Consider the following 24,968-nt stretch of genomic DNA (forward strand, 5'->3'; position numbering starts at 1 on the left):
TGCTTCTCCTCCATTCCTGTATTACTCCAGTTCTATCGATAGAATACAAATATCATCATCACGCTGACGGTTCAGACGTTCCAGCTTGCTAACAAAGGCTTCATTGTCCAGATAATGAAGACTCTGCGCATACTGCTCCAGCTTTTCAATCCCGGTATGGATCGACAGTCCGGGCCGCTCTACCAATCCGTCTGTATATAGTACGATGCGTGCAGGTGTATCATAGGGAATGGTAACCGTATCCAGCTTCATGTCCTGCTTGATCCCCACCGGTACCGTAGTTCCGCTCAGTTTAACCGGCGGCTTGTGCTGCATCAGCAGCAGACCTGGTGGATGACCGGCATTGAAATATTCAATTTCTTGCTTGTTCCGGTCTATATATAAATAGATCGCTGTGAAGTAGGCGGTACGCCTGCTTTTGCCAAACAAATGCCGCATCTGTCGGTTGAGCTCTGCACATACTTCGCGCGGTTTGCGGTACAAGCCGACGATGCCATCCAGCAGGGAGCGAATCGACATGCTGATCAGGGCAGCCGGGATGCCATGTCCCGAAACATCGATCAGCAGAACGCCGTATTGGCCGGGATTGAACATTTTCCAGTAAAACATATCACCGGAAACTTCGGATGACTGCATATACCAGCTATGGATGCAGATACCCGGCTCTTTTAGTGGGGGAGTCAATACACTTCGCTGCAGATGCTTGGCCAGCTGCAGATCGGTTTGTACTTTTTCCTCCCAGGCTTTGCGGGCATCCATTTCCTTTTTGAGCTTTAGTGCAGATTGTACGCGGGTCAGCAGCTCATAATCCGGTCCGCCTTTTTCGATAAAGTCCATTCCGCCTGCACTGAAGGCTTCCCGAAAATGGACACGATCCGCGGTGAGGAATATAACCGGTAGATCCTGATATACGGTCAGGCTTTTGATCAGCGTGCAAGCTTCTATTCCGTCAATCTCCGGCATAACAATATCCAGCAGAACCAGATCTACCGAAGCTGGCTTGCGCGGCGGTTGACCGTTATGAATCCCAAGAACCGTGTAGGCTTCCTGTGCGGAATAAGCCGTCTGGATGTCCTCATATCCTGCTGTCTGAAGTACATTTGTTAGATAAGCAATATTCAACCGGGAATCGTCTACAATCAGTATGCCGCTCATAAGACCGCTCCCTTAAAATCAGTATATTTATTAATCGTCATAAAGTGGCTGTGATGTAATATAAAGTATAAAAAAGGCTGCAGCAGAATGTGATATTCTGCTGCAGCCTTTTTTGTTGTGTGGATTTTGTAAATAGTGTTTTATATTAGGCATTAAATATATATTCTGGATAGATAACTTCATCCTCTTTCTGCAATTTCCTCATCTAATTTTGTTGAAAATTCACGGACGGGCATACTAAAACGATCAGGATTATCTTGTTCTATTGAGTAAAGTATATCTGCAAGTTGAAGTTTAACTTTCTTATCTTGATTCCCAATCATATCAATCAGTTTAGCTTTATATTCTGAACTATTAAGAATACGTTTTACCAGTATTTCTATCCAATAAACTGAATGTACAGGCATATTAGATAAAAATTTTAGCAAAGACTTTAAATATTCTTCCGCTTCAAAAGATTCTACAAAGTGAACTAATCCAAACATCACTTCTTCTTCATTTGTATTTTCATCAAAAACTTTAAATAGATTTTTCAATTTAATATTTTGTTCATTATCTAATATTTCTAATAATTCATCAAACTCTTCACATTCTTCTTGAGTTTTTAATAGTCTTATTTCATACAAACGGTTTATATGAATATCGTTTTGCAAAATAAATACCTCCACATAGACAATTAAAATCCGTAGTGATTATTATATCATTCTACTTACATGTAGAATGATATAAATTATTTTTTCGATTTATATAATCCTTCAGAAAATATATTCATTTTCATTAATCTTCTTTCTATTTTAAGTTGTTTCATAGTTGATAGATTTTCTTTAATGTTTGTCTTTTAGAATCCCTATCCAGTTTTCATTGTAGATATTGATTAGACGACATATGTTAGGTTCTCATATTATCGCTACAGAACTAGTATCATTTAAATATTATAAGTATTTAGATTTCCCTCATTAGCTAACAGGTCTTTTTCAAGATGTTTTTTATCTACATTTTTTAATCCCACCATTTTTTAAGGAAATTAACATATTCATCTAAGATATAAATTTTATGTACAGCTGGCTTTTTCATTTTCAAAGTTTATTTATTTAATAATTATAAGCTAATTATTAAATAAAATAGAGTATGTTTAACTATACTTAAACATACTCTATTTTTTAAATTTATATCTACAAAATAATTAATTCTAATTATTTTGTAGTAAATTAACAATGTTTCACACGTTACTCGTTTTATAGATTATAAAGAGCACATATTTTTATGAATTTATTAGTATCTTTTAATTTAATTTCTCATTAGTAGAAAACAAATTCTATTTCAATAATTATCCTTTTTACATATTAATCATCTTTCAAATCCTTCATTAGGAATAAAAATTATAGGTTTACCTTCAGGATACTGTCCTTCCCAGCCACATGCCCAGCCACCCGCTTGATAAATTTCAAAGACATATTCATAAAAGCTTTCTTTCTGTCCATTTACCAAACGATTCAAGGCACATTTATACAGATCTGACTGTACTTCTTCATTAATATCCCAGAATTCCATAGGAAAAAATTCTTCATTATAATTTTCTTCGTTCAAAAATATATCGTATAGTTCGTCTTCCATCATCTTCAGATCTTCGTTGCGAGATATGATACTTAATATCTTAGAACTTTCATTTGATTTAATATCTTGCCAGAGTATATCTACTGATTCTGAATTTTGAGACCAAGCCAGATTTTTCGCTTTTTCAAAATCCTTAATTATCAAACTATTTAAATTGCTTTTATCCTCATTACCAAATAAGAGATTATTACTTATAAAATCAATAACCTCTTGTACTAAAATGGTATTGTCTCCATATTTCATTTATTTATCCACCTTTCCCATAATTCTTCTGTGGCTCCTCCGCCTCTGTCCCATATTTCCATCCTATCTTCTACTGGTTTCTTCAACAAACGTTTTAATTGTCTTTGATTAGGAACCTTAGATTTGTACAAAGGAAGCCCTTGCTCAACTGCTTTTTTCAATTTCTGTTGTAATTCATAAACTTGATTTTCAAGCACTTCAACACTAGCATTAATATCCATTTTATCAAGTTGTTTCTTTACTACTCTATTGTAGATACTGTGGTATCCAGTGTGTCTACTCATCGGACTTATTTTCGAAGAAGGAATTGGTAAAAATATTCCGTTAGAAGCATGATTGATCTCCATTCCAATTTTTTCTATTATAGGATGGTTGTATAATTCACCTGGAATAATATGCTGTGCTTGATAACCACTCCAACTATCTGATCTCTTTAATCCCATAGTTTCCAATAAATTTTTACCTAATTTTTTTGAATCACTAATTTCGATTTCACCTGGAGTACCTGGAATTAGCCTCTGTTTTTCCTTTACAGAAAGACTAGTTCCTTCAGCTTTCTCCATAACTTTAAGATATTTTTTTGTACTTCTGTTTTTGGTATTTCTACATTTTTTACATTAGCAGATTCATTTAATCTTATAGGTAAACCCTCAGCAGTCATCATCTGAGGACTCATCATATTGTCTAATCCGCTTTTCATCTTCTGGCTCAGTTTACTTCCTGTTTCACTGAGTTTTTTCAATGAATTTTGGAAAGCTTCTACAGAAGCTTAGCTCCATTTTTAATAAAGGTAGGGGGTCTTTTTAGCTCCAGTAACAATTGCATTTCCTAGCGCCTTGCCTGCTTTGGAATTAACAACGCCTACAGTCGCTACACCGAGTCCTGCACTCATGCCGACAGACTTCCAGTCAATTTCGGAGAACTTTTTCCCTTGCATCATCTGACTGGCAATATCGGATACAGCATTTTCGGCACCGCCCAGTGCCATTTTGCCAGCAATAGATCCTCCAACCCCGAGTGGGCCGAAGATAGCTCCGGTGACGGCTCCAATCAACGACTCCCGCAAAGCAGTCGTCGCATATTCCCCGAAGTCGTTCACTTCCCCTTGAGCAATATCGAAAGCGATCTGAACACCCCCTTCAATTTCGCCTGCAGCCATAGGCTACAACGGCTACCGCACCTACAATTACTGCTCCTGCTTCCAGCGTCGCTGCCGTAAATGCTGCCAGCGCAGCCACACCAACTACAATAGCCAGTCCACCCAGCACATTACGACTGAGCTTACCCTAGTCAAACGACTTTGGCGGATCAGGAGGCGGCAGTGTACCTTTTTGCGGTTCATCCTGATAAGCGGAATAAGCTGTACGGTCGCTACCATCTGCCCACACCTTTTCACCAAGCAGATGACATTCCCCTTCTATAGCAATACCTGATGTGTCTCCTGTTTTGTAGGCCATGATCCGCTCGCCAGCTTGGATGATTACTTTCTTTTTACTGAAAGGACGATATCTTCTTTGCTGGTAATCGTCTACTTTTGAGAAGGCAAATCTTAGCATCTAAGCTGTTTTTCGGAGTGATTGTAGGATAAACAGCCAAAGCGTGCTAGCTATGTATATGAGCATAATTCTCGCTCATATGATTTTAATCTTTCTTGATGTCAGTATAATTTCATGCCAACAATAAACTATCCATTAGTTGCTTATTGAATCTTTCCAACTTTTCACCTTTAAATCTTCTACTACAAAGCGATCTTCAGTTAATTCAATCAGTGTTTCAACTCGAATGAAATGTAAGGTAAGTTCAGGATACGTGCCAATCAGCTTTTGGAAATGAAGCTGGATATCTCGATGTCGGTAATCCAAACTTTCCAGCAGATGCCTGAAATAAATACTTCCACCTTGCTTTTTTAAATGGGAATATGGATATGTTCCCCAGCAAGAAGTCTTTGACTCAACAATCGTAAGTCGTGGAGCTGGATCGGTAGCCAAGAAAGCGGCATCTATTCCACCTTTCACAGTTTGGAACAAGTGGGAGACATCTTCGCCTAGATTATTCTTTTGTGCAATAATGCCAATCAGTTCTTCACCAAAATTTCCTTGCTCTTGAGTAAAATCTCTGGCATTCAATACATTCGCTCCTTTCTTACCTAATAGATCAGCAACTTAAATGAAGAACATGTGCCATACCATTTACAGACCTATTTGCCTAATCAGAAAAACAAACAAGAAGAAGCAGACCAAAATAACAAATTTAGTTGGCCTGCTTTCTATACTATGTGCATAATCTTGCTCACTGCATTTTATATATTCCTAGTTAAAACGTATATTAAAGATAATATTTGATATAACGTTCCTGTTCAGGCATATTCTCATCATCCAGTGTTTCCACTTGCAGCAGTTGTTCTTTGTATTCCAATTTGCTAAGAAATAATGCATAGAAATCGCCAGTTGTTGGATAAAAAAACAACCCATAACCCGCAGGAGCAATTCTCTGGTTAACGACTTTCACTTTGTCCTGAACAAACGCATAGTCCATCATTTCGTCCAGCTCTTCCATAACGTCTTCCGAAGCTAGCTCGATCCCTCGTTCAAATTCGTAGTCCAGAATATAATTTACAATTTCCCGACCTTCTTCTCCGCGATAATCCAGATATAATATTTTTTTGGTAGCTAATCCATAGTCCAGTATATACTGATACAGATCGTTTGGATCTTCCTCGATAATAGCTTTCACATCTTCGTAGTGGTCGAAGATGAAAGGTAAAATAACCTGCAGCGACATACTGATTATTTCCTTTCGTATCAGGTTTTTTATTCAAAAAGGGGGCCGTACTGATTAGGAATATACTCTGGATAGTTTTTTCGATAGAATTCATCAATCATGCGCAGCATAGGGTCCCACTCAGGATACGGCTCAGGATCTTCAAATGGCATTTTGGCTTCAGGCGTATTCATCAGAAAATCTTCAAAAGAGTTGGGGACAGAAAGGTTTAGTTTTTTTCTGACATGAAGCAAGAAAAGAATTTCATACGGATAAAAGGCATATACATAATCGCCGAATTCGATAGAATTTCCTAATTCAGATGCCAATGTCGTGTGATAGTCAGATAATTTCGAAATCAAAACTGAAATTTCTTCAAGATTATTTGTATTCCAATTTGCAAGCACTTCATCATAAATATCAAGATTAGTTGGAATAAGCTCTACCTCTTGGCCTGCTTTTAAAAGCTTTTCTTTTATTACTTGATGAATATCTTTATTGCACCCCATTATATTTTCATTTCGATATTGTAGATATAAATTTAATAAATACCAACTATGCTTATAATGACTATTAACATCCAGTAAATGTTTACCTAAGTTTTTTTTGATAAAAGTTAATAATATTTTTTCTTCTTTTTCCCAACCAAACATCACAAAATGGATTAATGCTGTAATGACCTCTTTAAAATTATACTGTACATGCATATCAGGATAACGAGTTTCATAGATTTCTTGAGCTATACATTCATAAAATATTGTCATTTGCATATTTTTAAAAGAATTAGTGTTATATTTTTCTTGTATCAAAATATTAGCTTTCCACAAAGACATATTATAATCAAAAATACTATCTAGGCTATTTAGCAAAATATGATCTTTTTCTGTGTCATTTGTTTCAATAATACTTTTAACTTTATTTTCTCTTCGAATATATCTTTTTTGTTCATATTCCGGTGTAATTCCTTCACTAAAGTTTTTTTTGTATTTTTTATATGCTAGACTTAGCTTTTTTTCATTTATCATATGCATACTCCTCACTTTATTGTTCAATTCCTTTATTCCAATCTTTTACTTTTAATTCATCTATTCCAAACCCAACTTTAGTTTTACTAATATCTACTTCCACTCTTATATAATCAAATATCAATCCTGGATTCTCATCTTTTAAATCATCATATTTCTCTTTAAAATCAGCGTATCTTGTCTCTTTGCTCTTAAGCATATCTTCAAAATAATTCTTTCCTCCTAGCTTTTGTTGGCTAGAATAGCCAAAATTAGCATATTCGGATGTTTTTGCCTCAATCATTGTTAATTTAGGGGGTGGTCCTTTTGACAAGAATGTCCCATCAATCCCATTTCTTCCAGCCTGGAATAAATCTGATATATCATCTCCCAGCTGATTTTTTTCAGCAATGATCTTAGCCACTTCCTCACCAAAATCACCTTTATCATGATGATAATACTTAGAATTATCAATTTTTCGCTCATATGCTTTGGCATCGGCAAGGTCAAAATGCTGACTAATATCATCAGGAGTATCCAATCGATTGGTTAATTTACTTTTTTCTCGATTTAATTTTTTATAAGCTTCTTCATTTGCGTTTTTATCCAGTTTAGACATTTGTTCGCTGAGTTCGTCGATTCTTGCTTTAATTTCCGCTTGACTGGCTTTAGGCCCAAGTTTTCCTGATTTGGAGTTAAAATTAAATAAAGGAGTATTCCCTTCTTTTGAAATCGACATAGAATAACTTGGGAACCCTACGTTCGGTCCACCAGCCATTTGCAATTGAGGAACTCGTTCAATTTCAACTTTATAATTTTTATGATTCGCGTAAGTACTAAGATTCTCGATTTTAGTACCCAGCTTACTACCGGTATCATTCAGCTTACTGAGCGAGTTCTGGAACGCTTTGCCAGAAGCCTTGACTCCATTTTTGACAAACTGCGGTGTTGCTTTGCCTACGCCATCTGCTATGGCTCCTCCGAGCGCCTTGCCTGCTTTGGAATTAACAACGCCCACAGTCGCTACACCGAGTCCTGCACTCATTCCGACCGACTTCCAGTCAATTTCGGAGAACTTTTTCCCTTGCATCATCTGACTGGCAATATCGGATACAGCATTTTCGGCACCGCCCAGTGCCATTTTGCCAGCAATAGATCCTCCAACCCCGAGTGGGCCAAATATCGCTCCGGTGACGGCTCCAATCAACGACTCCCGCAAAGCAGTCGTCGCATATTCCACGAAGTCGCTCACTTCCCCACGAGCGATATCGGAAGCGGCCTGAACACCTACTGCAATCCCACCTGCAGCCATAGCTCCGACAGCTACCGCTCCTACAATTACCGGTCCTGCTCCCAGCGTCGCTACGGTAAATGCAGCCAGCGCAGCCACACCAACCACAATGGCCAGTCCACCCAGCACGTTGCGACCGAGCTTACCCCAATCGAACGGTTTCGGCGGATCGGGTGGTGGTGGCGGTGTACCTTTTTGCGGTTCATCCTGATAGGCTGCATAGGCTGTCCGGTCGCTACCATCTGCCCACACCTTTTCACCGAGCAGATGATATTCCCCTTCTACCGAAATCCCTGATGTGCCGCCGGTTTTGTAGGCCATGATCTGCTCACCGGCCTGGATAATCACTTTCTTTTTGCTGAATAGTACAATATCTTCTTTACCCGTGATGGTCAGCTTTTTGGCACTACGGATTGTGACGCCTACGCCGTCTTCCAGACTGATCGCCATCGTGCCAGCCGGATTGCCGTAAATATGCACATGATCCGGAGCCATCTTCAGTTCGCTACCATGCTCACTACCGTAATATCGGATATTCGGGTCACTTGTCTTGGGCGCACTCGCTCCATTGGTACGCACCGAGCCGATGATTTGCGCTCTTGTTCCGGTACCATCCGGATGATACAGACTGGCTTTGGTACCAACCTGAGGCATACTATACATCGGGCTGCCGGTTGGCGGTGCAAATGGATACCAGTGTGGATCGGCTTTGCCGTCTTCTTTATCTACATCGAGTTTGAGCTTTACTTCTTCACCGCGTACAGCGAGTACCGTCCCTTCCAGCGATACACCGATCGCTTTGGGATTGGTGATCAGCAGGCTGCGGACACCCGGCTCACGGGAGAGCACATAGTTGAACAGCAGCTGGCCTTTTTCCATAATGGCATGGACTTCGCGTACCACCAGCTTTTTGTCCCGAAAGGTTACCCGGTCTCCAATTGCAAATGGCTCAATATACTGCAGCTCATAGCGAAAGAAATCCGTATCATGCAGGCCGGCTTCCGAACCGCCTGCCTGCTGATAGGCTTTGAGGTCTTTACGCGCCGTATAAGGGACATCATCGGGTACAGTCACGGTTTTACCTTCCGGCAATCCAAAATGCAGCCTCGGCTTTACAGATTCTAGCATATCACAGACCACAACAGTCTGTAACCGGCTGGCCAGACGCTTGGTTAACGCCCAGTCCGTCTCTTCATATTGCAGAATCGCTTCGCCTACTTCCTGATCGCTTCCTTTATGAAAAGCAATCGAGCTGCCCGGATAATCCGTATTGATTTTACTTATTAATTCTTCATAGGTCTGGGTCTGTTCCGGGAACGTACGCTTACGTTTCTGGATATCCCATAGTGAGGAAGCACTGATGCCTTCGATAATAATCTCATGTCTGTTATTTTGGCGAATCGCTTCTACTTTATTGACCAGACCGCGGAACAGCGGCTGTTCGGCTCCAAAGGAACCATATGTAACCTCGATTTCATCCTGTACCGAAGCGGCAAGCGGCATTTGCATCTGGATATCTTCATCCATCCAGCCGGTCAGCTGCAGCTTGGCGTGTTCTCCCGGCTTCCACTCAATCTCAAGCCCGTGAATATGCTGAAGCGGATACGGACATTTTACTTTGAGCTGGTCGTAGCCAATGACTTCCGGACTGCCTATTCCCAGTGCATCCATAATCGTCTCTATCATCTCGGTTCCTCTCATCATTCCTGTCCACTCGTTTCGAATTTGATGCTTCCCTTGTACATGCATAAATGGCAGGAAGATGTGGTCAATGCAGGCTTGCCCTCGACCCGTGTCTTTTCCTTGGTCATCATCCATGGCTGGCACAATTGCGGCAGACATGGCTTGCCCTGCACCTGACCGCCGCCTTCAGCTACCAGGTATATCGTTTCGGAGCTTGGATTAAGTGAGCTGCTGCATACGCCAAAGCTGGCTACATTCTCGGGTTTATAATCATCTTCATTCATCATCGGCTGAGTTTTAACAAAAGAGCCGTGGCTGGCCGGCAGGTTAATCTTGCGCGGATGGGATCCATAACTGCAACGCATGGAAGCACCACGGACAACATAGTATTCATCTGCCACGTAAATTCCCTCCTTTACTGCAAATCCTGTTTCAGATTAGTCGATTGGGTTCAATGAACCGAAGGTATGTCTGTATTTGATGTGTAGTCTGTTCCTGCTTTCTGTGTACAATTAGGTATGGAATTATCATCTTTGGGTGCGGTTACCGGTACTGGACAGCATGAACAGCGAGACGTTCCAGGCGTATCCCCGTCATATCGCGGCGAAGTATACTTTCTGCCATATCCAATCGAACCACGATTTCGGGACGGGAGCTGCCGGCAATCCGGAATATCCGGCGCTGCTGCAGCTTGTCCGCATCCAGTACAATTTGCTTGAGCATACTATGATCCTGATTCCACTCACTATCCGGATGCAGCACATCCGCTGCAGTGGGGAAAGGAATGTAATAAGGAACCTGAAGCATTCGTTCCTGATCCATTAGCACGGTTATTCGAAAAGTCATCGCCGGATCATATAACGCCCACAGCTTCATCATTCTGTCAGACAACAGCGGTACCGCTTCTTCCATATAATCGAGAAATTCCGTATCTTCGCCAGAACGCATATATAATCCGAGCGGCTCCTTAATATCATCGGGCTGCAGATGCGGGAGCTTCCATACCGGAATCTGCTGGGTAATCGGCTCGAGCCGCGGAATATCGGTATAACGCATATCCTGCTTCAGGAGAAAATAGTCCATTGCTCTGCCGCCTCCTTTTGCTCTGCTGATACTTGATGATCAGGAGCTTCTGTAGAATCCTCCAGCTGACAAAGCAGCTCGCTCTCATCCCGGAACTCCCCGGCCAGAATAGCACAGCCAGCTGCTTTGGTCAGTCTAGTCCAATCGGGATGTTCTACCCAGACCGGCATCATCGATTTGATAAATTCCACAGTCAGCGTATGATACTTCACCGCTTCGATCTGCTGTATTTTCTCGATATCCATTACTGTAATCCGGCGGCCATACGGACGACGAAGCTCATCCAGTTGCTTCATCCGGTCAAATAATGGTTGGAACGTAAAAGTAGCATCCCAGTGTACAGTACATTCGACGTGATCCAGAAACCAGCGTTCATCATAACAATCGATTCGGTAAGTGGGCTGGTTATTCATAATGGCGGTACGCAGCAGTGAAATATACATATAGCGAATAGGACCTTTTTGTCCGGCAGACTGTAGTTCCCCGGCACGTCGGCATGCTTCGCGCAGCGCGTCGATCAGACCCTGCTCAATATGCTCCTTGTGCTCTTCGTAATTTTTCTCAATGATGGGCAGATCGCCGAGCCAGCCTTCCAGCACATACTGCTGCAGAAATTCATCCAATGCGCTGTCACGATCCGGCAGCCTCATTCGATATTCACCTTACCCCCGCTCAATTTCACATCGTCCTTGATATTGACGGTAGCTCCGGCCTGGATGAAGTCTACACCTTCCTGACCTTCAATCGTAATCTTGGTTTTGCCGGTAATCTGGATATCTTCTTCTGCAGTCATGATGATCTTTTTATTGCTGTTGATCTCGATACCACCTTCGTCCGTTAGGCGGATTAGTAGCTGTCCATTGGCGATAATCTCTACTGCGCCAGGTTTAAAGACAACCTGTTTGCCGTATTTGGTACTGATGCTTTTGATCGCCGGATCGCTGCGTTTGACTGGATCAGATGATTTTAGATCGACTGAACTTGCTACAAAGGCATTCTTTTCGCGCTCATCCGGGAAATACAGACGAATCTGGTCGCCCACTTCGGGCATCGCGTACCAGCCGCTGCCATCCGGAGAGGAATACACAGTGGAGTAGGCGAACCACTTGGCACCACTCTCGTCCGATCCCTGATCAATATCCAGTTTGATTTTTACCTGGTCTTTCATGATTTCGGTTACTTTACCGAACAGTGAAGCACCGGACAGCTCATGTGCCCAGATTGTACGCAGTCGGAAGCTTGCACGATCACGCAAAATATAGCGACCTACCAGAAGCTCACCTTCGGTTACAATCTCGGCTGAGGCAATATATAGTGTTTTATCCTGAAAGCGAACCAGGCTGCCCAGCTCCAACAGTTCATAACTGCTCACTTCGTAGCTGATACTGGACTCTTCCCGATCATCAGGTATGCCATTATTCGCTTTGAGCTTGTGCTCCATCAGATCCTTTTTGACGGTATAGTTATGTTCGTTCAGCATAATCGGGGTGTTGCCTTCGGGTACACCTACCATCAACTTCAATCCTGCCTGTGTAGATGTCGGGATCAGCGGTTCATTCAGTCTGGAAGCCAGACGTTTAGCAAATGTCCAATCGGTCTCGTTGTACTGGACAAACAGTTCTTCCAGATATTTACCATGGGAAGCCTCATCACGGATTTCTGCTTTGGGATAACTGCTCGCCAGATGATTGAACAGATCACGGTATGTCTCCTCGATCTTTTGAAAAGAGCGCTGCTTTTTCTTGATATCCATCAGAAAAGTCATGCTCTGCGCTTCGATATGAAGTTCACGCACATCATTAATCGCTTTTACCGAAATATCAGTAACTACACCCTGAAATAACAGAACTTCCTCATACGGATTGCTGATAAATACACGGATGCGCTCGTCTTCATCCGCACGTTCTACATACTGGTCCATCAGCTCTTCCGGCACAATTCCCTGAAGCGTGAAGGTCACATGTTCATTAAGTTTTTTGACGATTCCCAGTTTGAGTACACGTTCGAATTGATACGGTTCGATACGGATATCTGCCTTGGTGAAGATCGTCGGCAGCAGAGGACGGCCGGCTAAGATATCCGACATAGATTGCGTACGGGTAGATGCAAAAGTCATTCGTATTATTCTCCTTTCAAGGAACCGCTCTGAATAGTATGTATCATCTGCAGCACAAGATCGCGCCACTGTTGGTAACTCTTGTATGGACAGGTGAATCCGCCAATAATCGTCTCCCCATTTAACTCCAGGAAAAATTGTAGCCGATAAGCAGGCTGATCCAGTGCCGGACTTTTGAAATCAAAATAGCCGATCGTTTTGCCATGAACGCTGATGATCTTCTCATCATAGAATACGTTGGTCGGCTGCATGTTTTTGATCATTTGCTTCATGCCGGCTGTAAGCTCCTGCACCCAGCTGTCTTGCAGTGGCTGGTCTACATGCTGGAGGGTAATATCCACTTCGCCTCTGGCATTGGTGAGAATAACTGCCGGACGATCCTCATACGGATATTTGACCCGCTGCATGTCCCTGGACATCGGCTTAAAGTTGGAAGGAATATGTATATGCAGCTGATCACCAAAAAAGGACCTCTGCTCAAAAGTGTACTCCTGTCCTTCCGCTTCTACCGTCCCTGCAAGGATATCATTGTTCTTCTGGGCCAGCTCGACCTGGTTCAGCAGTTCCATAATTTTCTCATCATCGTATTTCATGGTGTTCCCCCTTTGTTCGAATTACTGATTAGTAAGTCTAATGAACCATATGGATATTGAATTGTCGTTTATTGTAGGTTGTTACTGTATGAAATGGGAAGTGATTTCCATAGTGAAATTGGAACCGTATTGAGGTCTTGACTCGTTGATAAATGCTGTCTATGCCTATATGCTGGATCGCCGATTGCGTATGTATACTGTGCATCCAGTAGCGGTAGCAGCTGGACTTTCTATGATAAATAACAAATGTTATCGTTTTATTACAATACTGGTTATACTCCAATAATTTTATACAAATTAACCATGGAATTGATCTCTATTTTACCATGTTTTAGGATAGATCGCAGTCCGCATCCGGTCCTATATTTTGATTTGCATAGTGCATATTGCTGAAATATCGGTATGCCTATTTATGGTATTGAGGTAGTACTTAAAAAAAGGAATACCAATACAGACATATACGATTCTCGATGTTTGAATAATAAAAGCAAGGATACAGTTGTCCTTTCGACAATGCACCTTGCTTCCTTTTTACAATATATTTTATTCTGTCGACAAATCTACAAACCAATCTGTAGAAGAAGATTGTTAATTGTCTTTACCGTCTACCAGCCACTGAGCTGCTTCTGCACGAGTTACTTCCTGCTGCGGATTCAAGCTTTTGACATAGCCGAATACATTACGATAGAGTCCGTTTTCGGCAGCTGCTACTGCACGAATATACGGTTCTGGATCAGCATAGGTTGTGCCTATGCGGTCAAAGTCAGGTATAGTAGACGTTCCTGCTTTAATCGTATTCAAATTTAACATCGGATCTTTGACCCGATCCTCGTCCTGGTACCAATACCATAACAAAGCAAGTTGTTCACGCGTTAATGGACGATCCAGTTCCAGCTTATTGTTATCCAATGGAATTATAGCATCTGCTGCTTTCATCGTCTCAACAATCGCATAATCAGGATCGGTTACAGGAACATCCTCATAACTTGGATTGGAGGAAGAAACAGCATCCCATTTTTTGAAATCGTACTTGTACATCCAGCGAATAAAATCGCGCCGTGTCACGACATCATCGGGTTGAAACTCACCCTGCTCATTTACCGAAGCTGCTCCGGACTGCAGCAGCCGGGTGATCTGTCCCTTTACAGAACTATCTGCAATATCGGTAACCGTTATTTGGTCGGATAAAGAGGGACTAACTGCCGGAGCAACTTCATTGTTGTTTCTGGCAAGCCGTTCATCCTGTTTCTCTTGCTTCTCGTTTACTTTATTGTTAGCTACAATCCAATGAGTGGCCTGAGCGCGAGTCACTGACTCCTGCGGCTTTAATTCTTTTCCTTTAGGGAAAATATCAAAGTAAACATCGTGTTCTCCATTCAGATAAAAATTCATGGAAGTTACATAAGGTTCGCCTACCTGTTTACTATCCCGATAAGGACGCAAACCATACGTTCGGGTTGTCTTTTTATTTAATACAGGGTCGATAATCAGATATTCAGGGGTGTACCATCCCCATAGCAAAGTGAGTTCCTGGCGAGTTAGCGCTTTATCCAGCTGCATTGATCCATCTGGAAAGCCGATAATAACGCCTGCCGCTTTCATACCTTCAATTAATGTATAGTTGACATTCTCTGGCGTAAGATCATTAAAGCTCGGAGTCTTGGCATTGTGCGGTTTGATATGCTTGTTGTTATAGTTGTACATCCAATTAATAAATTCTGTCCGCGTAATAGGTTGTTCGGGCATAAATTTTCCTTGCTGATCCAGTTTTGCCGCACCAGATTTTAGAAGCTTTTGGATGTATTCCTTTTCAGCTGTTTGTGCGATATCTGTTGGCTCTTGAGCGGATTCATTAGATGATGCCTGTTCTTGGACGTTTACATATACAGCGGTAGGTGCTGCCAGAGGATCATCGACTGATTGCTCATCAGTTCCAACTGTATTTTCTTGAGGATTCTTCTGAACTGCCTGATCAGCAGACGTTTCAGTTTGGCATCCTGTTATAATCAATCCCATAGCAATAATGACGGTATACATTCGATTTAATTTCAATTCATTCACATCCTGTAGGTTTGTTTTACAAGTAAACAAGTAATTCTATGTAGGTTTGTTCAATTAGATCATATTATGTGAGGTAGACAGCGCTTTACTGGTTGACATATTAGTTAGAAGTAGGTTTTAAATTCTAGCAGCTCTAAAAAGTAAAGTCCAGAACTTGCATAGTTCATTATATGATTTTGGTAAATTTAAATTTATATTACTGTATTGTACTTCTATCATCATATACAAGAAAAGGCAGCATATCGCTGCCCTTTCTGCACTGCCTATTTATTGAATACTACATTATCGTTCTATTCCACTTCACATCGCCAATTATGACATCAATTATCCTCTTTTCACTAACGCTTCCCGCAATGCTTCCACCGTAGTCAGCGGCTCATGACAGACAAATCCTTCACAAATATAAGCTGTCGCACTATTCCCCTGCATGCTCATATCCGACAGATGTGGCAGCAATTCACGGGTCGCTATACCGTCCTCACCTGCATTGTTCAATAGCAGTGTAGCAAATGGACGATAGGCTTTTTGCGTCTCTGCCACCATTTCCTGATAAGACAGATCTTCTATTTTACCAGCTAGGACAATCTCTTCCGTACCCTGCAGCAGCTGCATGCCTGCCAGCAGCATCATGGAATAACCTGGCGGATACTGCTTGACCGTGCCGGCGAATGCATCCACAGTACGCGCTGCGTATTCACGCAGTTCTTCATCCTGGGTTACAGCCGCCAGACGGGCCAGCGCCCAAGCTGCAACCGAGTTGCCGGATGGCATAGCGCCGTCATAGGTTTCTTTGGTACGGGTCAGCAGCTGTTCATTATCCGTTCCTGTAAAATAGAACCCGCCATTCTCGCTATCCCAGAACAGCTGAATCAGCTGATCTTTCAATACCAGCGCACGCTCCAGCTGCACCGTCTGGCCTGTCGCTTCATACAATTCCTGTAATCCCCAGATCAGATAGGCATAATCATCCAGATACGCCGGATAGGCGGCATGTCCATCCCGGTAGCGGGCGAGCAGTCGTCCGTCTTCGCGGCGCATCTGATTCCAGATAAACTCGGCTGCCTGTACGGCGGCCTGCGCATATTTAGGCTTCTGCAGACGCTTGCTGCCACGTGCCAGAGCAGCGATCATCATGCCATTCCATGAGGTGAGTACTTTGTCGTCCTTGGACGGGTGAATACGCTGTTCGCGGTAATCAAACAGCTTCTGACGCGATTCTTCCAGATCGGTCTGCAGCGCCAGCACATTCAGATCGCGCTGCTCGGCGATCTCGGCAGCGGTGAAAGGAATCAGGTTGGGAATGCTCATCCCTTCAAAATTGCCTTCTGGCGTAATATCGTAGATATTGCAGTACTTGTGCATTTCCTCAAGACCCAATACTTCCTCGATCTCTTCACGGTCGAATACATAGAATTTGCCTTCTTCGCCTTCCGAGTCGGCATCCTCTGCACAGTAGAAAGCACCTTCCGGTGAAGTCATATCACGCAGTACATACGTAAAGACCGATTCGGCAATCTGGGCATACTGCCGCTCATTGGTCAGCTGGTACACATCCAGATACGTAATCGCCAGCAGCGCGTTATCGTACAGCATCTTCTCAAAATGCGGCACCAGCCATTTCTCGTCTGTCGAATAACGGGCAAACCCAAATCCGATATGGTCATAAATCCCGCCGCGGTACATACTGTCAAGCGTATGTTTCACCATTTCCAGTGCCTGCGGTTCCTGATACGTCTGGTAATAGGCGCTAAGGAACATTAGATTGTGGGGTGTAGGGAACTTGGGCGCTGCACCGAAGCCGCCATATACTTCATCAAAGGAACTGACGAACGACTTGTACCCCCGATGAATGGTATCTTCGCTGAACTCTCCATGCTGGGTCTCATTTGCATACATCATCATTCGCTCGACGATATCATTGCTCGCCTGCAGAACACGGTCGCGGTCTCCGCTCCATTTCTCACGAATCTGATTGAGCATATCCATCACACCGACCCGGCCGTAACGTGTCGTTTTCGGAAAATAAGTCCCGGCAAAAAAGGGCTTCTGTTCCGGAGTAAGCATGACGGTCAGCGGCCAGCCGCCCTGTCCGGTCAATGCCTGACAGTAAGCCATATACAGATTGTCGATATCCGGTCGCTCCTCACGGTCAACCTTGATGGGAACAAAGTATTCATTTAACAGCGCAGCCACTTCTTCATCTTCAAAGCTCTCGCGCTCCATGACGTGACACCAATGGCAAGTAGATGTACATCTCCACTAGGAATAACCTACAGACAGAAATACCGGCTTGCCTTCCCGTTTGGCTTTGGTAAAGGCTTCGGCGCCCCAAGCCATCCAGTTAACCGGATTGTGAGCATGCTGCAGGAGATAAGGAGATTTTTCGTGAATCAGGCTATTCGTATGTTTGTGACTTCCTTCGATGAATTCGCGCATCATTAATTCCTCCTTAAAGTTATTATTGATAATATAACCGAATGTGGATAGAAAGAAAAAACTTTCACTTATTAATAAATAGTCTCGGCAAATATAAGAGCATCACATACAAAAAGGAGAACTACCTTTTATAGATAGTTCTCCTTCTAATTCAATTCTGATAAAACTCTATTCTAGTGATCCAGAAAGACCAATTGAATCAGGAACAATACTGCGAAAATATAAAAGATCGGATGAACATCTTTGCCTTTACCGCGAAGCAGCTTAAGCACCGGATAGAAAATAAATCCAAAGCCGATACCTGTCGCAATACTGTGCGTCAGTGGTACCAGAATAATAATCAGAAAAGCAGGAAAAGCTTCTTCGAGTTCTTTCCAGTCGATCTTGCTGATCGCGCTAATCATAAAGAAACCTACAATGATCAATGCCGGTGAAGTGATCGCCGGAATCCCGGAAATGACACTTACAATCGGGGAGAAAAACAACGTAAGCGCCAGCAATACACTCACTACTACCGCTGTCAGTCCTGTTCTTCCTCCTGCCGCTACGCCTGTACTGGACTCGATATACGCTGATGTCGGGCTCGTACCAAGCAGAGAACCAACTGTTGTTCCGACTGCATCTGCAAGCAACGCACCACGGGAGCGCGGGAACTTGCCATCTTTGTTAAGCAAGCCTGCCTGCTCTGCTACGCCAAGCATCGTTCCTGTCGTATCAAACAAAGTGATCAACAGGAAGGTAAAGATAATGGTGTACAGTCCGCTTGAAAATACTCCAGATAGATCCAGCTGGAATGCGGTTGTCGCCAGACCATGCGGCATGGACACGATCGATGCCGGCATTTGGAATAGTCCCAGTATCCATGCCAGAATCGCTGTAATTACCATACCGATAAACAGATAGCCTTTGACATTATACGCCATCAGTACAACAGTAATCAGCAGTCCAATAATCGTCAGATACGTCATTGGTGATGCCAGATTACCGATAGTAATCAGGTTGGATTCGGAAGCAATAATAATACCGGAATTCTGCAATCCTACCGTAGTAATAAAAAGTCCAATCCCTGCTGTAATCGCATGTTTCAGACTGGCTGGAATGGCATCCAGCAGCATATATCGGAAAGACGTAATTGATAAAATAACAAACAAAATACCTGCAATAAATACTGCACCCAGCGCAACCTGCCAGGATGCTCCATATCCACTGACCACACTATAGGCAAAAAATGCATTCAGTCCCATTCCCGGTGCCAGCACGATCGGATAGTTGGACCATAATCCCATGATAAGGGTCGCTACAATACTGGCTAGAATAGTAGCAATAAATACGCCATTAAAGTCCATTCCCGTACTGCTCAGAATCCCCGGGTTGACGATAACAATATACACCATCGTGAAAAAGGTAGTCAGTCCTGCGATGATCTCTGTTGAAACGGTCGTGCCTCTTTCTTTGAGCTTGAACCAGTTATCCATGTAAAGCCAGCCTCCACGCCATTGGTTATTCATCAAAGCTTAAAAATCCTGATTCTTCCATAAGACCGCATTCACACATTGGTATATTGGCAATAGGATTTAAAAATGGAATGTATGAATAAAATTAAGGCATTTATTATTTTGTAACCTGATGTCCCTTTCGAATTTTAATGAATTTAATAGGTATTGTCAACGAATTATCAATCTTTTTGCGTTTATTCACGAACTATACATTAAATTCATTCATTATTCATTCGTTTTTATCATTTATAAGTTGTTTTAGAGCTGGCTCTTTCAAATTTCTGCAAAGGACTGTTTTTGCAGCTGATATATGAGAACCGCCAGGCTTGCAAACCAACCCTGTTCATTGTATGAAACGTATTTTTGACTTGTATTGGTTCTATAACGTAGTTAAACAAAATACAAAAAAGTCCGTAGCTTCTTCAATTGCTGAAAAGAGGCTGCGGACTTTTGGACAAGGTTTCATTATTATCTATATAAAAAGTTCTGTACAACGCTTTGCATGATTTGAGGTAGCATAGAACACAGAAGATACAGATTAGCTTTCACCATTACATAGAACACACCCAAAACAGGACAAGTATACTTCATGTTTTTCACATTTGGGATATCCTTCAGGAAGAGTGCGACAGTTATCATATTCCTCTATTGTACGCCAATATTCATAATGACTCGTGTCAATATCGTCTTGGCCAAACAACAATATCAGTTCTCGGAATGCAGTTAATGCATAACGAATATCTTTCTCGATCGGCGTATAACTTAACCTCTCCCAACCTGCTCGCTGCAGCGCCAGTTCGATCATCCGCAGCAGAAAAGATTGATTTTCTTCAAAATGGTCCGGTTCCCAGGGCATCTCATCCAGACTAAAGCTCACTGTTCCATTACCAATTACATGCTGATCATGTTGAGCCAGCCATATGACGAATTCTTTCTCCCGGTCTGCCCTTGCCAGCAAGGAACCACTAAGTACGAGAGTATCGATAAATATACGTGTTGACACATTGCTCATCTCAAGTTCCGGTTGATCGATTCGGTTATGGCTGGTCAGGTAAACGGTATTCGCCAACAAAATGCCTCCTACAGATAGGTTGAAAGAGTTATTGAACCCTCTCAGCAAACGCATTTATCTTTTTCTGCATACATAGATCATCTCTTCACTGGTCGAACCAAGTGGTGTCTTCTGCCAATCTCCGTAACATTCCACAACTTCGAATCTGTGGCTACTGAGCAACCGTTTCATCTCCTGCGGATAGACATAACGCAGATAGATATGAGTAATTCGTTCATCGGCACTCTGATTTACGGTTTCTCTAAATCGCCGGATCGTCTCATAATGCTGAATCTGATTCAGCGCATCATACCGGCTGATTGTGTACACGTCCACATCTTGCCCGGTAGTTGTATCTGTATAACTACGCCAGTATTCTTCCGTCTCGGGTTGAAGGAGTTCTTCGGCCGAGGGGGATCGTGTATTGAATACAAACCATCCGCCGGAATTCAGATGATGATTTACCGAATAAAGCAGTCCATCCTGCTCTTCGTTCGTCAGAAAATGCTGAAAAGAATTCCCTACTGTGAAAATGAAATCACTTCGTTGATCCAGTTGAAAAGAAGTACAGTCCTGCTCAAGCCACTGTATACTCTGATAATGATCTTTTAATAAAATAGCAGCCTTGGCTTTGGCCTGATCCAGCATACCTTGATGAATATCGATCCCGATCATCGGATAACCTGCCTGTGCAAGTGGAATCGTAGCCCGTCCTGTACCGCAGGCCAGATCGATAATCGGTCCTTGTACCTGTTCTGCCAGCTGTCGAAGAAAAGCAATATCTTCGGTATAACTGCCATTTTCTTGATCATATAATTGAGGTTGATCATATTCTTCACTATTGTAGTAGGTTGAGTGCATTATTTTTTCTCCCTATTGCTCTTGCCTATCGTTGCTCCGGCATATGATAAACGTCTTCGCCTCTTCGCAAGTAATAGACAATATCGTCGATAATCTTCTCTGCATGAACCTGACTATATTTGCCGTACACTTGTCCGTTGATTCGTATAATACATGGAGATTCCGAGATATCTACTGTCGCTTCCTTCAACTCAACAAGTGACAACTTGTCCTGTGAACAAATAAACACCTTTTATCCCTCCTAGCAGGTATTATTCCTTAAATTGGTATAATTATCATTATAAGTTACCAATATCAAAATAATATATGATCTTATTAATAAAGTCATCTATACTTTGGAATTATCCTTCTGAATAAGGAGGTTGCACGCGGATAACTACATTTCCCTTTTTATGCCCTTGCTCTACATAACGGTGTGCTTCGGGAATCTCATCCAGCGTATAAAAACGGTCAATAACCGGCCAGATCTCACCTGCTTCCGCTCTCTCACGAATATATACCAGATCTTCTCTGGTCGTACGGATCATTCCCTGTCCATCGACAGTAATATAGGTTCCGCCCGGAACCAATACTTTTAGCGCCTGCTTTTCCGGAAGTTTCCCTACCGCATCGAAGACCACATCATATCGCTTGAGCTGTTCCCGAAATGAAGGCTGTGTATAATCGAGTACCTCTGAAGCTCCCATCTCACGTACAAGGGATACATGATCCGGACCGCATACTCCTGTCACTATCGCCCCATAATAAACAGCCAACTGAACCGAAGTCGTTCCTACTGCACCTGATGCCCCGTAGATTAATACACGCTGACCGGGCTGAATACGCGCGCGTCGCAAAAAGCACAAGGCGGATGTACCACTATATGGTAACGCTGCCGCCTGCTCATACTCCATACCGGCCGGCATATGTGTAATCTGCGCATGTTCAGGCAGACGTATGTACTCGGCATGAGCGCTGAAACGCATACCTGTAAGTGCAAACACGCGATCACCCCGCTGAAACTGTGTCACTTCACTGCCGCAGTCGACAACTTCACCAGCGAATTCTACGCCAAGTACCGGATTTCTCGGTCTTTGCAGCCCCAGTACCAATCGCATCGGAATCCAGAGCAGAGGAGGACTTTGAAACTTGCGTACTCGTATATCTCCTGCCGATACCGTCGTGGCATGAATCCGGATAATCAGATCCTTTTTACCGGGAACCGGAGTTTCCAGATTCGCTAATTGCAGAAAATCGGCCGATCCGTAGCGGGTACATATTACTGCTCGCATGATTGATCTCCTTCGCTCTTTTTATTTTGATAAAAGTATCGGTTGGGATGGTACAATATTCAGAAAACCAGATGATACACGATTCTCATTTTATTACATAAAGGAGTAACTCATGGATGCCAAATTGTTAAAAGCACTCAAAAAACTGTACAACTATTCCAATTATACGTATGATGCCGATCGCAAGGTCAGTATTTACCAGACCGATACACTTCTCCCGGCCGAGCAGGAACTGCTGGAGCAGCACCAATGGGAAGCCAATGAGCTGGATAGCTTTACCCATGAGAGTATTCATGAACAACTCATTAAATTACAATCTCATCCGGGTCTGTCCTGGGAGTCCGTCGCTGCTGCATTTCTCGCCGGGGTAGGCGGGAGCTTCCCGCGTGGCATTTCCTCCCTGGAAAGCTATCATCGCATGATTCATGCATATGCCCATCCCTATGAACAAGCAGAACGATTTGTATGCTGCAAAGTATGTGGATTCCATACCTATAGTGGAGGCTGGAAAAATCTGTCCTATTTACGCTATGTTCTTTATCTGGGCAATACCTATGGCAGTGATCCGGTTGGCGCATGGACTGATCTAAATGAACTGACTGTGATTCAGGATCAACAGCCTGTACATCCTTCTGCAGAAGATATTGAAGTATTCCGCAGACTTTTGCAACTACTGGAAGAAGCAGATCCGGAAGAAACACCTGGACAATTGGAAAAGCGGCTCACTTCGCTCAAACTGATCAAGGGAACAAAAGGGATACGGCGTGGTATTTTGCAGTCACTCTCTACCGTAGGTGTTCTGCCCAATGTCATCGTAGAACTATCTCCAGAACACTGGACGAATCAGGAGACTATTCTGAATGGAGAACTGCAGCTGCATAATACCAGAGGACGCTCGGATATGCAGATGCCCTGGGCCGGCTGGCATGGTGAACTGCGAGTCAATTCAGACAAATTGCAGCAGATTTTCGGATACTGGCTGTAGTGCTGGAGAAATCACAAGCGCCGCAATCCTTTTTGACCGGATACAGTATCAGGATCAAAGGAATTGCGGCTGAATTTATACGGATAAACCACTATATTGTTGTATGATTACTGATCATCCAAATGATCTATAATTCAATAGAGTCTGATAAGATCAGATGCCCGATCTCTCGCTATATCCGGTTCGCTACTTTTTGTGCCTGTTCATCCAGCACATGCGCCGACGTGGCAATCGCATTAAAAGCATCCATAGCGGTCTGTACCTGCTGTTGTCCATATTCTACACTCTGCTGGACATCGCTGGTACCATTAACTATTTTCTGTACTTCCACACTCATGGAATCGACGCTTTGCTTAACCTGGATAATAGAATCTTCCACCATGGAAGACAGTTTGCGCACTTCCCGTGCTACCACATTGAAGCCTCTGCCAAACTCCCCGGCATGAGTCGCTTCGATTGCTGCATTGAGCGCCAGCATGTGAGTCTGCGAAGCGATCTTGCGGATCGTCTGCACTACATCCTGAATCTCGTATGCCTGCTCCTGCAGATTACTCAGAGTCGCTGTATTTACGCCTGATGATTCGACGATGCGATTCATGCTGTGCAGCAGCCCCTCACTGTGCTCAATACCTGCAGCAGAGCGTATATTCAGCACCTGCGCTGTTTTTTGCAATCCTTCTACTACCGAGGACAGCTCTACATGCCGGGCAGTAATATCGGTTGCCACTTTGGTAACGCCAATGACATTGCGTCTTCCCTGATCCCAGACCGGCATATAGGTAGCATCCAGCCAGACAGCATTGCCCTGACTGTTGCGTCTTTGTATTTTGTCATGAAACGTTTTGCCGGAGAGCAGATTATCCCAGAACTGCGCATACTCCGGGCTGTTATAAAATTCGGGAAAGCAGAGATTTTTATGATACATTCCTATCATTTCATCTACGGTATAACCAACAACTTTGGCAAAAATCGAATTGACGTAAGCGATCCGGTGATGCGTATCAAACCGTATAATGGCCAGATTATCCTGCAAAGTGCGTACGACCAGTTCATCCGTGACCTGCTGATTCAACTTTTCCATAGGAACCCTCCAGCATCTATTGGTTAGTTGCTTGTACTGCTGCATGATAACTGTTTCAACATCAATTAAAATCCTAAGGTACCAATATTAACCATTATAAAGCAAAATAAAGCAAATGATTACTATAATTTCAATTAGTAAAAGATCTGTCCGATCCTTAGCCAGATTGTTCATAAATAGCAAG

Annotated in this window: 25 protein-coding genes and 1 pseudogene; 1 reads left to right on the top strand and 25 read right to left on the bottom strand. The window is 43.0% G+C overall.

Annotated elements, in window-relative coordinates; genetic code table 11:
- Nucleotides 1-21: 21 nt before the first annotated feature.
- The 24 genes and pseudogenes from AR543_RS15545 to AR543_RS15655 form a co-directional block, all read right to left on the bottom strand.
- A complete protein-coding gene (locus AR543_RS15545; protein ID WP_060535369.1) occupies nt 22-1,155 on the bottom strand; it encodes a PP2C family protein-serine/threonine phosphatase in 1,134 nt (377 codons plus the stop codon).
- A gap of 179 nt (nt 1,156-1,334) precedes the next feature.
- Nucleotides 1,335-1,808, bottom strand: a complete 474-nt coding sequence (locus AR543_RS15550; protein WP_060535370.1) for an Imm30 family immunity protein — start codon at nt 1,806-1,808, stop codon at nt 1,335-1,337.
- A gap of 694 nt (nt 1,809-2,502) precedes the next feature.
- Nucleotides 2,503-3,012: a hypothetical protein gene (locus tag AR543_RS15555; RefSeq protein ID WP_060535371.1), complete on the bottom strand. Its 510-nt coding sequence runs from the start codon at nt 3,010-3,012 to the stop codon at nt 2,503-2,505.
- A complete protein-coding gene (locus tag AR543_RS15560; RefSeq protein WP_060535372.1) occupies nt 3,009-3,575 on the bottom strand; it encodes an AHH domain-containing protein in 567 nt (188 codons plus the stop codon). Before AR543_RS15560 ends, AR543_RS15555 begins: the two co-directional genes overlap by 4 nt.
- Nucleotides 3,542-3,754: a hypothetical protein gene (locus AR543_RS24335; protein WP_158523981.1), complete on the bottom strand. Its 213-nt coding sequence runs from the start codon at nt 3,752-3,754 to the stop codon at nt 3,542-3,544. Before AR543_RS24335 ends, AR543_RS15560 begins: the two co-directional genes overlap by 34 nt.
- Nucleotides 3,755-3,793: 39 nt before the next feature.
- On the bottom strand, nt 3,794-4,171 hold the full coding sequence (locus AR543_RS15565) for a hypothetical protein (protein WP_060535373.1): 378 nt from the start codon (nt 4,169-4,171) through the stop codon (nt 3,794-3,796).
- The gene (locus tag AR543_RS24895; RefSeq protein ID WP_257790504.1) at nt 4,152-4,280 is read right to left on the bottom strand and encodes a hypothetical protein; all 129 of its coding nucleotides are present in this window, start codon (nt 4,278-4,280) and stop codon (nt 4,152-4,154) included. The genes AR543_RS15565 and AR543_RS24895 overlap by 20 nt, the downstream gene beginning before the upstream one ends.
- 18 nt (nt 4,281-4,298) lie before the next feature.
- Nucleotides 4,299-4,469 (bottom strand): hypothetical protein, encoded by a 171-nt coding sequence (locus tag AR543_RS24340; RefSeq protein ID WP_158523982.1) that lies wholly within the window; start codon nt 4,467-4,469, stop codon nt 4,299-4,301.
- A 234-nt stretch (nt 4,470-4,703) separates the two neighbouring features.
- Nucleotides 4,704-5,138: a hypothetical protein gene (locus AR543_RS15570; protein ID WP_060535374.1), complete on the bottom strand. Its 435-nt coding sequence runs from the start codon at nt 5,136-5,138 to the stop codon at nt 4,704-4,706.
- A gap of 199 nt (nt 5,139-5,337) precedes the next feature.
- On the bottom strand, nt 5,338-5,793 hold the full coding sequence (locus AR543_RS15575; protein ID WP_060535375.1) for a DUF6630 family protein: 456 nt from the start codon (nt 5,791-5,793) through the stop codon (nt 5,338-5,340).
- A 29-nt stretch (nt 5,794-5,822) separates the two neighbouring features.
- Complete coding sequence (locus AR543_RS15580) at nt 5,823-6,797, bottom strand: hypothetical protein (protein ID WP_060535376.1); 975 nt, start codon at nt 6,795-6,797, stop codon at nt 5,823-5,825.
- A gap of 16 nt (nt 6,798-6,813) precedes the next feature.
- The gene (locus tag AR543_RS15590) at nt 6,814-9,771 is read right to left on the bottom strand and encodes a PCRF domain-containing protein (protein WP_227871759.1); all 2,958 of its coding nucleotides are present in this window, start codon (nt 9,769-9,771) and stop codon (nt 6,814-6,816) included.
- The gene (locus tag AR543_RS15595; protein ID WP_082208365.1) at nt 9,768-10,151 is read right to left on the bottom strand and encodes a DUF4280 domain-containing protein; all 384 of its coding nucleotides are present in this window, start codon (nt 10,149-10,151) and stop codon (nt 9,768-9,770) included. Before AR543_RS15595 ends, AR543_RS15590 begins: the two co-directional genes overlap by 4 nt.
- 142 nt (nt 10,152-10,293) lie before the next feature.
- Complete coding sequence (locus AR543_RS15600; RefSeq protein WP_060535377.1) at nt 10,294-10,833, bottom strand: hypothetical protein; 540 nt, start codon at nt 10,831-10,833, stop codon at nt 10,294-10,296.
- Nucleotides 10,815-11,483, bottom strand: a complete 669-nt coding sequence (locus AR543_RS15605; protein WP_060535378.1) for a hypothetical protein — start codon at nt 11,481-11,483, stop codon at nt 10,815-10,817. The genes AR543_RS15600 and AR543_RS15605 overlap by 19 nt, the downstream gene beginning before the upstream one ends.
- A complete protein-coding gene (locus AR543_RS15610) occupies nt 11,480-12,949 on the bottom strand; it encodes a phage baseplate assembly protein V (protein ID WP_174703749.1) in 1,470 nt (489 codons plus the stop codon). The genes AR543_RS15605 and AR543_RS15610 overlap by 4 nt, the downstream gene beginning before the upstream one ends.
- Nucleotides 12,950-12,954: 5 nt before the next feature.
- Nucleotides 12,955-13,542: a hypothetical protein gene (locus AR543_RS15615; protein ID WP_060535379.1), complete on the bottom strand. Its 588-nt coding sequence runs from the start codon at nt 13,540-13,542 to the stop codon at nt 12,955-12,957.
- Between the two features lie 588 nt (nt 13,543-14,130).
- Complete coding sequence (locus AR543_RS15620) at nt 14,131-15,594, bottom strand: S-layer homology domain-containing protein (RefSeq protein WP_145953926.1); 1,464 nt, start codon at nt 15,592-15,594, stop codon at nt 14,131-14,133.
- A gap of 333 nt (nt 15,595-15,927) precedes the next feature.
- Nucleotides 15,928-18,042 (bottom strand): annotated as a pseudogene (locus AR543_RS15625) (thioredoxin domain-containing protein).
- A gap of 170 nt (nt 18,043-18,212) precedes the next feature.
- On the bottom strand, nt 18,213-19,514 hold the full coding sequence (locus tag AR543_RS15635; RefSeq protein ID WP_060535382.1) for an NCS2 family permease: 1,302 nt from the start codon (nt 19,512-19,514) through the stop codon (nt 18,213-18,215).
- Between the two features lie 559 nt (nt 19,515-20,073).
- On the bottom strand, nt 20,074-20,604 hold the full coding sequence (locus AR543_RS15640; RefSeq protein WP_060535383.1) for a hypothetical protein: 531 nt from the start codon (nt 20,602-20,604) through the stop codon (nt 20,074-20,076).
- Nucleotides 20,605-20,661: 57 nt separating this feature from the next.
- Nucleotides 20,662-21,447 (bottom strand): class I SAM-dependent DNA methyltransferase, encoded by a 786-nt coding sequence (locus AR543_RS15645; protein ID WP_060535384.1) that lies wholly within the window; start codon nt 21,445-21,447, stop codon nt 20,662-20,664.
- 25 nt (nt 21,448-21,472) lie between these two features.
- The gene (locus tag AR543_RS15650) at nt 21,473-21,676 is read right to left on the bottom strand and encodes a hypothetical protein (protein ID WP_060535385.1); all 204 of its coding nucleotides are present in this window, start codon (nt 21,674-21,676) and stop codon (nt 21,473-21,475) included.
- A 112-nt stretch (nt 21,677-21,788) separates the two neighbouring features.
- The gene (locus AR543_RS15655) at nt 21,789-22,718 is read right to left on the bottom strand and encodes an NAD(P)-dependent alcohol dehydrogenase (protein WP_060535386.1); all 930 of its coding nucleotides are present in this window, start codon (nt 22,716-22,718) and stop codon (nt 21,789-21,791) included.
- 112 nt (nt 22,719-22,830) lie between these two features.
- Between AR543_RS15655 and AR543_RS15660 the strand changes: the two genes are divergently transcribed.
- Complete coding sequence (locus AR543_RS15660; RefSeq protein ID WP_060535387.1) at nt 22,831-23,703, top strand: hypothetical protein; 873 nt, start codon at nt 22,831-22,833, stop codon at nt 23,701-23,703.
- 172 nt (nt 23,704-23,875) lie between these two features.
- Here the strand turns inward: AR543_RS15660 and AR543_RS15665 are convergent, their stop codons facing one another.
- Nucleotides 23,876-24,784, bottom strand: coding sequence for a methyl-accepting chemotaxis protein (locus AR543_RS15665; RefSeq protein WP_060535388.1), 909 nt, complete (start codon nt 24,782-24,784; stop codon nt 23,876-23,878).
- Nucleotides 24,785-24,968: the final 184 nt, after the last annotated feature.

The sequence above is a fragment of the Paenibacillus bovis genome, from assembly GCF_001421015.2.
Lineage (GTDB): Bacteria > Bacillota > Bacilli > Paenibacillales > Paenibacillaceae > Saccharibacillus > Saccharibacillus bovis.

Bases quoted from the DNA above. Each gene is read 5' to 3' on its own strand.
- AR543_RS15605 (WP_060535378.1), bottom strand. From the start codon at position 11,483: ATGAGGCTGCCGGATCGTGACAGCGCATTGGATGAATTTCTGCAGCAG.
- AR543_RS15610 (WP_174703749.1), bottom strand. From the start codon at position 12,949: ATGACTTTTGCATCTACCCGTACGCAATCTATGTCGGATATCTTAGCC.
- AR543_RS15665 (WP_060535388.1), bottom strand. From the start codon at position 24,784: ATGGAAAAGTTGAATCAGCAGGTCACGGATGAACTGGTCGTACGCACT.
- AR543_RS15580 (WP_060535376.1), bottom strand. From the start codon at position 6,797: ATGATAAATGAAAAAAAGCTAAGTCTAGCATATAAAAAATACAAAAAA.
- AR543_RS15635 (WP_060535382.1), bottom strand. From the start codon at position 19,514: ATGGATAACTGGTTCAAGCTCAAAGAAAGAGGCACGACCGTTTCAACA.
- AR543_RS15660 (WP_060535387.1), top strand. From the start codon at position 22,831: ATGGATGCCAAATTGTTAAAAGCACTCAAAAAACTGTACAACTATTCC.
- AR543_RS15560 (WP_060535372.1), bottom strand. From the start codon at position 3,575: ATGGAGAAAGCTGAAGGAACTAGTCTTTCTGTAAAGGAAAAACAGAGG.
- AR543_RS15645 (WP_060535384.1), bottom strand. From the start codon at position 21,447: ATGCACTCAACCTACTACAATAGTGAAGAATATGATCAACCTCAATTA.
- AR543_RS15615 (WP_060535379.1), bottom strand. From the start codon at position 13,542: ATGAAATACGATGATGAGAAAATTATGGAACTGCTGAACCAGGTCGAG.
- AR543_RS15555 (WP_060535371.1), bottom strand. From the start codon at position 3,012: ATGAAATATGGAGACAATACCATTTTAGTACAAGAGGTTATTGATTTT.
- AR543_RS15565 (WP_060535373.1), bottom strand. From the start codon at position 4,171: ATGGCTGCAGGCGAAATTGAAGGGGGTGTTCAGATCGCTTTCGATATT.
- AR543_RS15545 (WP_060535369.1), bottom strand. From the start codon at position 1,155: ATGAGCGGCATACTGATTGTAGACGATTCCCGGTTGAATATTGCTTAT.
- AR543_RS15655 (WP_060535386.1), bottom strand. From the start codon at position 22,718: ATGCGAGCAGTAATATGTACCCGCTACGGATCGGCCGATTTTCTGCAA.
- AR543_RS15600 (WP_060535377.1), bottom strand. From the start codon at position 10,833: ATGGACTATTTTCTCCTGAAGCAGGATATGCGTTATACCGATATTCCG.
- AR543_RS15590 (WP_227871759.1), bottom strand. From the start codon at position 9,771: ATGATGAGAGGAACCGAGATGATAGAGACGATTATGGATGCACTGGGA.
- AR543_RS15575 (WP_060535375.1), bottom strand. From the start codon at position 5,793: ATGTCGCTGCAGGTTATTTTACCTTTCATCTTCGACCACTACGAAGAT.
- AR543_RS24340 (WP_158523982.1), bottom strand. From the start codon at position 4,469: ATGGCCTACAAAACAGGAGACACATCAGGTATTGCTATAGAAGGGGAA.